Raw genomic sequence first — 12777 nt, 5'->3', positions numbered from 1 at the left:
CATCGCTCAGGCCTGGCCTTTCCACCCGAGACGTCCTGTCGATCTGCACAGTCCGTGAGGCGGAGTGACCGGGGCGTCCGTACCATGGCGGGCGTGACTGCTGTGATCGAGGACGGAACCGCGCGCCGTGCGGACGCTGCCGCCGGGCGGGAGACGCTGGGGCGGGACGTGCTCGGGAGACGGTTGCCACCGCTCAAGGAACGGCTGTACCCGCCGATGCCGCGCGACTTCGAGGGCGGCTGGATCGCGACCCTGGCGATCACCGCGCTGGCCGCGTTCATCCGGTTCTGGCACCTCGGCGACCCGGCCAAGTTCGTCTTCGACGAGACGTACTACGCCAAGGACGCCTTCAGCCTGCTGAAGTTCGGGTACGCCCGGCAGTTCATCGACCAGCCGGAGGGCGCCGCGGACAAGGCGATCCTGGCCGGCAACCTGGACGTCTTCAAGGACACCCCGAGCCTGACCGTGCACCCCGAGGTCGGCAAGTGGATGATCGCGGCCGGTGAACAGCTGTTCGGGATGAACACGTTCGGCTGGCGCTTCATGCCGGCTCTTTTCGGTGCCCTGACCGTGCTGCTGGTGATCCGGACCGTACGGCGGATGACCCGGTCGACCCTGATCGGCAGCATCGCGGGCATCCTGCTCGCGGTCGACGGCCTGCACTTCGTGATGTCCCGGGTCGCGCTGCTCGACATCTTCCTGGCGTTCTGGCTGGTGGCGGCGGTCTCCTGCCTGGTCGCCGACCGGGACTGGACCCGGCGCCGGCACGCGAAGTCTCTCGATACCCCGGTCGCCGACGGCGAGCGCCGTGGCCTCGGCCGCTGGCTGCTGTTCCGGCCCTGGCGGATCCTGGCCGGTGTCTGCTTCGGCCTCGCGCTCGGTACCAAGTGGTCGGCGGTGTGGGTGCTGGCCGGCTTCGGCATCCTCGTCTTCGCCTGGGACTACGGTGCCCGGCGTGCGCTCGGCGTACGGCTGGCATTCCTCAAGTCGGTGCTGGTCGACGGCATCCCGGCGTTCATCAGCATCGTGCTGGTCGCGGGCGTCACGTATCTGGCGACCTGGACCGGCTGGCTGCTGCACGACAACGCCTACGACCACGACTACGCGTCCAAGAATCCGGCGACCGGGGTGATGAAGATCGTCCCGGACGACTTCCGATCGCTGCTGCACTACCACGAGGAAGTGCTCGCGTTCCACACCGGCGACTACATCAAGAACGCCACCCACCCGTACGCCTCGAACCCGGCCGGCTGGCCGATCATCGCCCGCCCGATCGGGTTCGACGCGGTCAACGACATCAAGCCGGGGACACCGGGCTGCAACCCGCCGGCCGGCCAGAACTGCCTGTCGGTGATCTCGGCCTTGGGTACGCCGATCCTGTGGTGGGGCGGAGCGCTGGCGTTGATCGCGGCCCTGGTGCTGTGGATAGGCTCGCGGGACTGGAGATTCGGGATACCGATCGTCGGCTACGTCACCTGCTGGGTGCCGTGGTTCGCGTTCGACGACAGACCGATCTTCTTCTTCTACGCGGTCACGATGATCCCGTTCACCGTGATGGCGCTGGCCTTGGTGCTCGGCAAGATCCTCGGCCCGGCCAGATCGGCGTTCGGCAACGCGACACCCCGTCGCCTGATCGGTAGCGCGGTCGTCGGTGCCTTCGTCGTCCTGGTCGTGCTGAACTTCGCCTACATCTGGCCGATCCTCACCGACAAGGTCCTCCCCCACGCCGACTGGCTCAGCCGAATGTGGTTCAAATCCTGGATCTGAGTTACCGGGACGCGTACTCGATCGTCCCGAACGGCCAGAGCGTGGCCAGCCAGGAACTGACGGCTTCGTACAGCGCCACGTCCAACTCGGCCCGGTCGGCGCGGACCCACGAACGAACATCGGCGATGTGCTCATCGCTGCGGGACGGATAGATGTACACGCAACCGATCACCTCGGCGCTGCCGGCCTCGAGCACGGTGTAGGTGAATCCCCGGCGCTGGACGAAGTCGTCCGCGTGACGCTGCAGGTCGCCCAGGTTCGCCTCCGCGCTCATGCCGCCGACCGGCGGCCAACTGCCCTGGAAGCCCGGGGTCGCGCGGATGTGGTCGATGCTGTCGGTCCACGCGGCGTAGTCGGAGGCGTTGTGCTCCGGGCCGAGCGGCGTCAGCCGGAACCGCGGCGTGATCAGCTCAGTGGGGACGACGAAGTCGGAGGGGACGAACGGTTGGCCGGTCATGGTCGAAGGCTAAGAGCCGGAGCGCCCGACCGCACCCGAATTGCTCCGGCGATCAATGCCCCAGTTGGCCGTGGCCGTGGTTCTTGAAGCGCTTCTTGTGGCGTTTGGCTGACGACTGACCGCCCACGCCGCCGAAGAGGGCCAGGCCCTTGACCACGACGACGGGCGCGTCGGGGTGCGGGTCGTCGCTCCCGCGGGCGCCGAAACCGCCGAAGATGCCGACGCCCTCGTTGCGGACGGTGACGCCCTCGGGGACGGTGATGTCGATCCCGCCGAACACGGCGAACGCCCAGATCGTCACCTCGCGGCCCTCGAACACCGCGTCGGTCATGTCGAGGTCGTGCCCGCCGAACACCGCGACCGCGTTGGTCCGGCGCTTCACCCGCCAGCGGCCGGTCCGCTCACCGCCGCCGAAGATGGCCAGCATGGTGTCGAAGCTGTCCTGCGGGTTCGCCGGCTCCTCGATCGGGACCGGGCTGTTCGACGTGGCCGGCTGAGCCATCGGGGTCGTCAGCGGCGTCGCCCCGCCCGGGATGACCAGGTCACTGGTGATCGGCTCCAGCTCGCCGAGAGTCTTGGCCTGCAACGTCTGCTCCAGCCGCTCGGCATGCTCGTCCTGAGACAACCGCCCCGACATCAGGGCTTCCCGCAGTACGTCGACAACCTGGTCGCGATCGGTGTCGGACGCGCGCAGGCGCGCATGCGGGTTCTGGCGGTCGGGCAGGTTCTCCATAAGACCGAACGATATATCGAGACAGGCCCGAAACGGAGCCTGAATCTTCCGGATCGATTCCCTGACCGCCGGGGGTCAGGTCAGTGTCGGAGCACGGCGTACTCGGACGGCGAAGAGGACTGCGATCAGCGTGATCGCGGAGAACGCCAGCGCGGTGCCCGGGTAGCCGCCGAGCCCCAGGCTGAGACCGCCGATGGCCGCGCCGAGGAACGTGCCGAGGCTCATCCCGGCGGCGTTGACGCTGAGGGCCGAGCCGCGGAGGTCTCCACTGCGGCGGACCAGAAGAGTGGTGACGCAGGCGGCGACGGTCGCGTGGCTGGCGCCGAGGAGCGCGGTCAGGAGGAGAGTCAGCGGGAGTGTCGGGGAGAAGTAGAACAGCGCGACGCTGGTCAGCGCGACGCTGAGGCCGATGAGCAGCATCTTCTCCGGACCGATCCACGGACGTTCGAGCGCGATGTAGCGGCCGGACAGGAGGTTGCCGAGGAAGAACGACGCGCCACTCAGCGACCAGACGAATGCGAACCAGCCTGGTGCGAGGTCGAACCTCGCGTCATAGAAGGCGGCGAGGTAGGCCAGGTAGCCCATGAAGGCAGCCGTCCGAAGCATCGCGACGACGAGCAGCGGGAGCGCGCCGGGGATCCGGGCCAGCTCGCGGTACGTCGTGAGGTAGCTCATCTGCTGGCTGCCGCCGGAGCGCAGCGGTGCCTTCCGGCCGCGACCACGCCAGAAGAACGCGGCCGACAACGCCAGCGAGACAACCGATCCGGCGAGCAGGTTGCCCCGCCAGCCCCACAGCAGCCCTGGTACGGCGAGAAGCGGCGCAGCCAGCATCGCCATCATCGAGGTGGTCGCGGACACGAGCGTCGCGGCCCGCCCTGCCGCGGCCGGAGACGTGAACCGATCAGCCGCGGCCGCACCGATCGACGGCGCCAGGATCGAGGTGGATGCCCCGATCAACAAACAGAACGCAGCCAGCGCAAACACGTTGCCCACAGCACCAAGTGCCGCCGAGACCCCCAGTAACGCCAGCCCACCCGCAGCCACCAACTCCCGCGCCAACCGGTCGATCAACGGCGCCACCAGGAACCCGACCACCAACGCGGCCAACCCACCCAGGCCGCGCAACCCTCCAACCTCGGCTACATCCCCACCGGCCGCGGCCGCGATCGGCACCAGGTACATCCCGAACACCGTGAACGGAATCAAACTCACCGCCGAAGCCACCAAGAACGGCCACAACCGCCGCACCATCCACCAATCCCCAGGTACGTCTGCCGATCGCCCGCCGACCACGCGTGCAGTGATCGCTGGGTTCTGACTGGGACTGCTCATGTGTCCGTCCTGGAGGGGTAGCGGTAGAGAGTGGTGGGGCGGGCACTGAACTGGGAGAAGGGGAAGGGCTCAGCGGAGAGGGCGGTGACTCCGGAGCCCAGGAAGGCGCGGACGACGGCGCTACCGGTCTGCGCATAGATCGCCAGCGGCTTCGATTGCTGGCGGCAACGGTCCAGGAGTACGTCGAAACTCCCGTTGGACAAGGTCATCCCGGTCGCCACGACGGCGTCGGCGGCATCGACGACCTCGGTCATGTCACGCGACACCGGCAGTCCGGATGCGGTCTCGCGCAGGTTGAAGTCGCAGGGAAGGCAGATCCCACCTCGCTCGGTGATCGCGTCGACGAGTGGGTTCACCACCCCGATCAGCGCAACTTTCCAGCCCGGTCGAACGTCGAGTAGCCCGGCGACCGCCGCATCCCGGGCCCGTGCGCGGATGTCCGGCGTACCGGCGGGGAGCACGATCTCCTCGGCTCCGGACGCCGAATGATGCGGCTCCACCGAGGCGAGATAGGCGTCCAGCGCCGCGATCTTCACCGGCAGCGGGCCATCCGCGATCAACTCGTCCAGCGAGATCCCGGACGCATCCGCGCAGTACGACGGATCGAGCTCGCCCGCCTCGAAGGAGCAGGCACCGAACACCTCGCCCACGCGGAGCAGGACGTAGTAGTTCCGGTACGTCACCTCGGCCCCCGGCAGCCGAGTCGTGTGATGCAACCAGAACGCGCTCGTGACGGACAACGCCGACGGATCCGGGCCAAGCGAACCGGCGAGGACGGAGGAGGTGAGCGCAGCCACGGAAGCGGTCATCGGCCAGCCTTTCGGTCGTCGGTCAGACCAGACACTAATGCGACGGAGTCGCAGATGGAAACTCCTCGCGCCGTGTCCAGGCGGATTCCCGGCGATCCCACGACATCGCCGACCACGGCACCGTGAGCTGGTCCAGCGAGTCGATCTCGCGCGGCCGCATCGACTCCATCGGCCGGGCATCGGCGTGCCGGGCGAACGCGGACTCGACGTACCGCGACCCGGTGTCGGCGGCCAGGAACACGTGCTTGCGGCTGCTGTCGCAGTTGTGTTCCCACAGCGCCGAGAGGTACGCCGCGCCCGCGGACAGGCCGGCGAACACCCCGGAGGTCCGCAGCAGGTCCACCGCGGCCGACATCGCGTAGTCGAACGACACCCAGTGCAGCCGGTCGTACAGCTCGTGCCGGACATTGCGGAACTCGATCGAACTGCCGATCCCCGCGATGATCATCTCCGGATCCTGGGTGTGCCCGGCGCCGAAGGTGATGCTGCCGAACGGCTGCACGCCGACCAGGTTCACGTCCCGGCCGCGATCGCGCAGGTACTCCGCGATCGCGCCCGTCGACGCGCCGGTTCCGACCCCTCCGACGAGACACAGCGGGCCGGCCGGCACGAGTTCGGCCACGAGATCCGCCACCGCGCCGTACCCGAGGTAGTGGATGTCGTCGTGGTACTGCTGCATCCAGTGGTACGACGGGTTGTCGCGCAGGATCTCGCCGATGCGGCGGACCCGGAGGTTCTGGTCGAGCTGCAGGTTGTTCGACGACGGCACCTGCTCGACGGTCGCGCCGAGGATCTCCAGCTGGATCTTCAGCGTCCGGTCGACGGTGGTCGAGCCGACGATGTGGCACTTCATCCCGTAGCGGTGACAGGCCAGCGCCAGCGCGTGCGCGTAGATCCCGCTCGAGCTGTCGATCAGCGTGTCGCCGGGCCGGACCGTGCCGGTCTCCAGCAGGTGCCGTACGGCGCCGAGCGCGGAGTACACCTTCATCGTCTCGAACCGCAGGCAGATCAGGTGATCCCCGACGCGGATCGGATCCGGGTCCTTGATCGCCTCCGCCAGGTGGTCGTGCAGTCGCGTCATCGGCGCGGTTCGCTCCTCGTGTCGAGTGTCAGCACGGGCGGAGATTGTGGGTGACCGATCGAGGCGGCCCTCACCAGCCGCCGGGTCAGTTCGTGGCGTGGGTCGGTCATCACGGTCGTGGGTGGTCCTTGCTCGACCACCCGACCGGCGTCGATCACCAGGACGTGGTCAGAGACCGCCGCGACCAGGCCGAGGTCGTGGCCGATCCAGATCAGCGCGGTGCCGCTGTCTTTCAGCTCGGTCAGTAGCTCGACGACGAGCGCCGTACCGTGATCGTCGAGCGCGGTGGTGATCTCGTCGCAGATCAGTACGTCGGGGTGGGCGAGGACGGCCCGGGCCAGCGCGGCTCGTTGCAGCTCACCACCGGAGAGGCGGCTCGGCGTACGGGCCGCGGTCATCGCGGAGACGCCGAGGCGGGCCAGGGTGGCGACGGTTTCGGCGTGGGCCTGCTCGGGGTCGAGACCGCGGAGGCGTTGGGCTGTCCGGGCGACTTGCTGGTCGACCGGACGGCGTTCGTCGAACGAGCCGCGGACCTCCTGCCAGACGTACTGGACACGGCGGTTCTGAGTACGTGATCGCTTGCGCAGGACGGGTAGTGATTCGTCGTCGAGGAGGAGCCGGCCGGTGTAGCCCTCGTGCAGGCCGGCCAGGCAGCGGGCCAACGTGGTCTTGCCACTGCCGGAACGGCCGACGACCCCCACGCACGCGCCCGGGCGAACGGCGAGGTCGATCTCGTGCAGGATGGGGTCGCGGCCGCGAGGACGCAGCGACGCGGACAGGTTCATTGCCTGGAGCAACGGACGCCCGGTGCTGGTGGTTCCCGATCGCTCGAGGTCTGGTGCTTGCGGGAGTACGTCGGGACCGCCGGAGTCGATCACCTGGCCGGCGGACAGCACCACGACGCGGGTGGCGAGTGCGCGAACCAGGTCGAAGTCGTGACTCAGCAACAAGATCCCGAGGCCGTCGGCGGCAAGTTGCCTCAGCTCGTGGACCAACCGCAGCCGGGTGATCGAGTCGAGGCCGGTGCTCGGCTCGTCCAGCACCAGCACCTTCGGGCGGCACGTCAACGCCTGTGCGAGTGCGACCCGCTGCCGCTGGCCACCCGAGAACTGATGCGGAAACCGCCGCAACGTCTCCCGATCCCCCGGCAACTGTGCCGCCCTGAGTGCTCCCGGGACCACCGATTCCCCACGATGATGCAGCCCCTCGAGCTCCCGCAACGTCGTACCGATCCGCCGCGCTGGGTTGAGCGCACTCCCCGGATGCTGGGGCATATACGCCACCACCCGCCCCCGAACCCGGGCAGCCGCGCCCGTCACCCCGTTGCCATCAACAACAACCTCTCCCCCAACCTCCACGACTCCCTCCAGCCAAACCCCCTCCCCAACCTCCCCCAACAACGCCAGCGCCGAGGTCGTCTTCCCCGACCCCGAAGCCCCCACCAACGCCGTAACCTCGCCGGCTACCACCTCGAACGACACCCCATCCACCAGCACCGCGCACCCGGAGTACGCCCCGAGCCCCCTGACCCGCGCCACCACCCCCAGCCCGCTTCCACCCGGCTCCACCACCCCCAGCCCCGTCCCACCCGGCTGCACCACCCCCAGCCCCGTCCCACCCGGCTGCACCACCCCCAGCCCCGTCCCACCCGGCTGCACCACCCCCAGCCCCGTCCCACCCGGCTCCACCATCCCCAGCCCGGTCCCACTCGGCTCCTGCCGCGTCTGCTGGGTTGACCCAGCAGATGGTGGGTTGGCCAGTCGGATTCCCGGGGGCCAACCCACCGACGGGTGGGTCAGCCCACGAGATGGCGGATCGGTGGGCCGGTCGGCGGGCGGATCGGTGGGCCGGTCGGCGGGCGGATCGGCGGGCCGATTGGCGGGCGGATCGGCGGATGGGGTGGTCATTCGGTCGCCTCGGTGGGGCGGCGGGTGTGATGGAGGAGACGGTCGGCGAGGAGGTTGAAGCCGAGGGTGAACGAGACCAGGAGGAGGGCCGGGGCCAGGACGGACCACGGTTGGAGGAGGAGACCTTCGCGGTTGCGGGAGATGCTGACGGCCCAATCGGGGGCGGTGGGACTCAGGCCCAGGCCCAGGAAGTTGACCGAGGCAACCAGGAAGACCGCGAGAGTGATGCGGGTGCCGAGGTCGGCGGCGACCGGGCCGAGGACCGAGCGCCCGACGTACCCGAGATTGATGGTGAACCAGGACTCGCGCTGCATGCGGAGAGCCTCGACGACCGGACTGCTCGCAGCGTCCAGCGCGGCCGCTCGCACCAGCCGGGCAACCGTCGGAACGTTGACCAGGGCAACGGCCAGAGTGATCGCCAGAGCGGACGCTCGCCAGCCGACCGCGACCACGCTGATCACGAGCAGCGAAGGCAACGGCAGCAGTACGTCGAGCGGCCGGATCAACCCTTCGTCCAACCACCGGTGCCGCGTGGACGCAGCCACCAGCCCGATCAGCCCACCGATCACGTACGCGATCACCACCGCGCCGATCGCCATCCCCAGCGCTGTCCTCCCACCAACCAGCAGGAGTTGCAGCACATCCCGCCCCAACCCATCCGTCCCCAAAACCCCCTCCGACGCATACGGCAACCCAGGCTCGGCCTGGACAGGGACGAGTGGTCCGAAGACCGCAACGAGCAGTGGGAGGAGAACCAGCATCACCGACACCACCACCGACATACGCGCGCCGGGGTGGTTCATCGGAGTAGCTCCGTTCGGGGGACCAGGCGGTTGCAGACCAGGTCGGCGGCGAGGTTGAGGAGGAGGGCTGCTACTGCGAGGACCAGGGTCAGGCCCTGGACTACCGGGACATCGCGGGTTTCGACGCCGTCTACCAGGGCGGTGGCGAAACCGGGGATCGCGAAGATTGCTTCCACCACAAGGACCCCGCCCAGCAAGGTGTCCCCGGTTCGCGCCAGCTCCTGGACCCCGGGGACCGCGGCGTTCGGCAGCACGTGCCGCAACAGCAACCGCCGTCGCGGAATCCCGAGCCGCCGCGCCTGTACGACGTACTCCGCGCGCAGCGCAGTGATCGTCCCCGCACGGACCTGGCGTGACAACAAGCAGACCGTCCGCCCAAGAAGCACCGCGACCGGCAGCACGAGCAACACCGGGGAAGCGAGCAACGACCCGCCGATCCAGGTCGCCGGCAACCACCCGAGTTTCAGCGAGAACACCGCCACCAGCAGCACCGCGATCACGAAGTCCGGGATCGCACTCAACGCCAGCGTCACCGACGTGATCGCCCGATCAAGCCGCCCGTTCTCCCGTGCCCCCATCACGATGCCGAGGGCAACAGCCAACGGTACGACGACCGCAAGCGTCGCCAGCGTGAGCACCAGCGTCGCCCCCACCGAGCTCTTCACGATGTCGACCACCGGTCCCCCGCTGATCAACGACGTACCCAGATCGCCCTTCAGCACGTTGCCGAACCAGTCGACAAACCGTTCCACCAAAGGCTGATCCAGCCCAAGCTCAGCACGCAGCCGCGAGACCTGATCCGGCGTCAGCGTCTCGGTGAACCGCATGTCCGCCGCATCCCCAGGCAGCAAGGCAGTGAGCACAAACACGAGCACCGAGAGCACAGCCAGCTGAACGACGGCGAGCACGGCCCGCTGTCCGGCGTACGACCGCATTCAGGCCAGCCACACCTTGTCGAACCGGCCCGAGTCCAGCGTGTTCGGCGGCACCGCCTGCACCCCCTGCACCGTCGCCGACACCGCGACCAGATAGTCCGGCAGCCCCCACGCGAGTATGCCGCCCTCATCCCGCAGCGTCCCCTGGAGTTCGCCGTACTTGGCCGACCGCGCACCCTCATCCGTCAGCCGCTGCGCCGCCGCAAACCCGACATCGAATGCGGGCCGCCGCCAATGCGTCACGTTGAACGGCGACTTACTGAGCAGGCGATCCGTGACGTACTGCGGAATCGGCATCGCGCCGGACCGATGGTTGCCGATGACACCCTTCGTGAGCAGGTCCTTCGCATACGTCTGCGCACTCCCCGGGACCACCTTGAGCTTCACCCCGGCCTCGGCGACCTGCTCCGCGAACAGCGTGGCCGACTCGACGGACCCGGCCGAGGCATCCGCGGTCAGGAACTCGATCTCCTTGTTCACCAGCCCGGCCTTCCTCAGCAGGTTCTTGGCCTCCGAGACGTTCCGCTCCCGCCGCGCCAGGTCGGCCGGATAGTACTGATATCCCTTGCCGAACAGGTCGTTGCCGACCTCACCCCGCCCGGCGAGCACCACGTCGACCAGCCGCTGCCGGTCGGCGAGCAGCTTGAACGCCATCCGCACGTCCGGGTTGTCGAACGGCGGCTGATCCACCTTCATGACGAACGCCTGCATCGTGCTGGCCTTGGCGGCCACGATCCGCACTGTCCTCCCAGCGGACGCGGTCCGCGCGAAGGTCGCGGTCATGTCGTTCGCATACTCCGCCTGTCCGCCTTGTACGGCGTTCGCCCGGGCCTCGGTGTCGGCGGACAGGATGTGCAGTTCCTCGATCCGGGCCGGCTCATCCCAGTAGTCGTCGTACCGATTCGCGATCATCGACCGGCCGGCCTCGAACGAGACGAACCGGAACGGGCCGGTTCCAACCGGTTTCGCCGGATCCTTGAATCCGTCCCGAACGATCTGGGTCCCGATTCCCGCCAGCAGGGCAGGGAACTCGGCGTTCGGAGCGGTCAATGTCAGCTCGACCGTACGCGCATCGACGGACCGGCTGCGCCTCAGATCCAGGGTCGCGAGCGACGACTGGGCGACACGCTCGGGCACGGCCGGGTCGGCGATCCGCGCGAGGCTGTAGAGCACGTCCTCGCTGGTCAGCTTGCCGCCGTCATGGAACGTCGCATCCCGGAGGCTGAACCGCCAGGTCGTCGCCTGCCCGTCGTGCTCCCACTTCTCGGCCAGCCGCCCCACTGGCTTCAGATCGGGCCCCAGCTCAACCAGCTTCTCGTACGTCGCCTTGTGCCGCGCGATGTCCACGAACAGGCTCTGGACGTGCGGATCGAGGACCTCCTTGGCACCGCCACCGGCGTACACGGCCCGCAGCCGGCCGCCGTTCTTCGGTTGGGCCGCGGCCTCGCCATCGGCGCCGCAACCGGTCAGTCCGGCCAGTGCCGACGCACCGGCCAGCCCCAGGAACCCGCGTCTGTTCAGAGCATCGGACACGCGCCACATCCTCACGTTAGTGAAAACGATTGTCAAATCCAGCGCGCATCCGAACCCGACGCCATCATTCTTCCGACAGCATCCGTCCACTGCTCTCCGTGACGGCGTGTCACTTCTGCATACCGGGAGTCACCACCAGAAAACGAAAGCCCGCCCCGGCGCAGAGCACCGGGGCGGGCGAGAGACGTGAAGTGTCAGACAGCGGCGGGGACTCGGACGCCGGCGAGGGCGTTGCTCCAGCTGATCACCTGGTCGAGCATGGCGTGGACCTCGGGCTCGTGGAAGTCGGCTGGGGCGAACTCGGAGTAGTTCTTGAAGTCGGTGGCCAGCGACAACGTGACCTGGTTGCGGACGTCGGCGACCTTGAGCTCGCCCATCACCAGACGCAGGTGCTCGACCGCACGCGCGCCGCCGACCGCGCCGTAGCTGACGAAGCCGGCCGCCTTGTCGTTCCACTCCTTGAACAGGAAGTCGATCGCGTTCTTCAGCGCGCCGGAGGTGGAGTGGTTGTACTCCGGGGTGACGAAGACGAACCCGTCGAAGGACGCGATCTTGTCTGCCCAGGCGTGCGTGTGTGGCTGGCTGTACTGGCCCAGCGACGGCGGCAGGGCCTCGTCCAGGTGCGGCAGCTTGTAGTCGGCGATGTCGACGAGCTCGAACTCGGCGTCACTGCGCTGCTTGGCGAGATCCAGCACCCACTGAGCCACGGCTTCGCCGTTGCGGCCCGGGCGCGTACTGCCGAGGATGATCGCGATCTTGGGCATGACTGTTCCTTCACGAAGAGAGGGGCGCCCGGAGGCTCTTTGATGATGCATCACCAAAGTAACCGATCGAGATGACATGTCAACCCAAGGATCGGAGCTCTCACCTGCTGGGACCGCCGGGGTGACCTATTCCTCGCAGTCCGGTGTCGCGCACGGGTTCGCGGGCACCGCGGTGAGGACGCGTTCGAGGAGGACGCCGAGCTGGCCCTGCTCCTCGGGACTCAAGTGGTCGAAGAAGTAGCTGCGGACGGCCTCGACGTGGTCCGGTGCGGCCGCCTCGATCGCCTTCCGGCCGAGGCCGGTGAGCCGAATCATCGAGCCACGGGCGTCCGACTCGCACTCCTCGCGGGTGACCAGGCCACGCTTCTCCATCCGGCTGACCTGGTGCGACAGCCGACTGCGCTCCCAGCCGACCGACTTGCCGAGATCGCGAGTGCGCAGTACGCCGTCCTCCGCGACGGACAGCGGATGCAGCAGGGCGTAGTCGGCGCCGGACAGGCCGGAGTTCGCGATCAGCCGGGCCTCGAGGGCGCGCGTCAGCTCGCGATGCGCGTCACGGTACGACTCCCACAGACGCGCCTCACGCGCATCCAGCCACCGTGGTTCCGTCATCCAGCCATTGTACGGACATCTGTTGACATATCACCGAGTCAGCA

General features: G+C 68.3%; 12 protein-coding genes. 1 reads left to right on the top strand and 11 read right to left on the bottom strand.

Going from position 1 to position 12777, the window contains the following annotated elements; genetic code table 11:
- Window positions 1-84 precede the first annotated feature (84 nt).
- Entirely contained in the window at window positions 85-1767 is a 1683-nt protein-coding gene (locus OG817_RS00605) for a dolichyl-phosphate-mannose--protein mannosyltransferase (protein ID WP_406051453.1), read from the top strand.
- 1 nt (window position 1768) lies between these two features.
- Here the strand turns inward: OG817_RS00605 and OG817_RS00600 are convergent, their stop codons facing one another.
- The 11 genes from OG817_RS00600 to OG817_RS00550 form a co-directional block, all read right to left on the bottom strand.
- Window positions 1769-2224 carry a GNAT family N-acetyltransferase gene (locus OG817_RS00600; protein ID WP_406051451.1) on the bottom strand — a complete coding sequence of 152 codons (456 nt, stop codon included), beginning with the start codon at window positions 2222-2224 and terminating at the stop codon, window positions 1769-1771.
- Between the two features lie 52 nt (window positions 2225-2276).
- Window positions 2277-2957: a DUF1707 domain-containing protein gene (locus tag OG817_RS00595; protein ID WP_406051450.1), complete on the bottom strand. Its 681-nt coding sequence runs from the start codon at window positions 2955-2957 to the stop codon at window positions 2277-2279.
- A gap of 75 nt (window positions 2958-3032) precedes the next feature.
- A complete protein-coding gene (locus OG817_RS00590; RefSeq protein WP_406051448.1) occupies window positions 3033-4289 on the bottom strand; it encodes an MFS transporter in 1257 nt (418 codons plus the stop codon).
- A complete protein-coding gene (locus tag OG817_RS00585; RefSeq protein WP_406051446.1) occupies window positions 4286-5098 on the bottom strand; it encodes a Rossmann-like domain-containing protein in 813 nt (270 codons plus the stop codon). The genes OG817_RS00590 and OG817_RS00585 overlap by 4 nt, the downstream gene beginning before the upstream one ends.
- Window positions 5099-5132: 34 nt before the next feature.
- Window positions 5133-6179, bottom strand: coding sequence for a pyridoxal-phosphate dependent enzyme (locus OG817_RS00580; protein ID WP_406051445.1), 1047 nt, complete (start codon window positions 6177-6179; stop codon window positions 5133-5135).
- Entirely contained in the window at window positions 6176-7669 is a 1494-nt protein-coding gene (locus tag OG817_RS00575) for an ABC transporter ATP-binding protein (RefSeq protein WP_406057644.1), read from the bottom strand. The genes OG817_RS00580 and OG817_RS00575 overlap by 4 nt, the downstream gene beginning before the upstream one ends.
- Before the next feature lie 413 nt (window positions 7670-8082).
- Complete coding sequence (locus OG817_RS00570; RefSeq protein ID WP_406051444.1) at window positions 8083-8889, bottom strand: ABC transporter permease; 807 nt, start codon at window positions 8887-8889, stop codon at window positions 8083-8085.
- Entirely contained in the window at window positions 8886-9824 is a 939-nt protein-coding gene (locus OG817_RS00565; protein ID WP_406051443.1) for an ABC transporter permease, read from the bottom strand. The genes OG817_RS00570 and OG817_RS00565 overlap by 4 nt, the downstream gene beginning before the upstream one ends.
- Window positions 9825-11366, bottom strand: coding sequence for an ABC transporter substrate-binding protein (locus OG817_RS00560; RefSeq protein WP_406057642.1), 1542 nt, complete (start codon window positions 11364-11366; stop codon window positions 9825-9827).
- Window positions 11367-11551: 185 nt separating this feature from the next.
- Window positions 11552-12121 carry an NAD(P)H-dependent oxidoreductase gene (locus tag OG817_RS00555; protein WP_360448210.1) on the bottom strand — a complete coding sequence of 190 codons (570 nt, stop codon included), beginning with the start codon at window positions 12119-12121 and terminating at the stop codon, window positions 11552-11554.
- A 126-nt stretch (window positions 12122-12247) separates the two neighbouring features.
- The gene (locus tag OG817_RS00550) at window positions 12248-12733 is read right to left on the bottom strand and encodes a MarR family winged helix-turn-helix transcriptional regulator (RefSeq protein WP_360448208.1); all 486 of its coding nucleotides are present in this window, start codon (window positions 12731-12733) and stop codon (window positions 12248-12250) included.
- Window positions 12734-12777: the final 44 nt, after the last annotated feature.

The sequence above is a fragment of the Kribbella sp. NBC_00889 genome (assembly GCF_045207705.1).
Lineage (GTDB): Bacteria > Actinomycetota > Actinomycetes > Propionibacteriales > Kribbellaceae > Kribbella.
The sequence above is the reverse complement of the archived record's forward strand: the minus strand, read 5'-3'. Positions and strand labels throughout refer to the sequence as shown.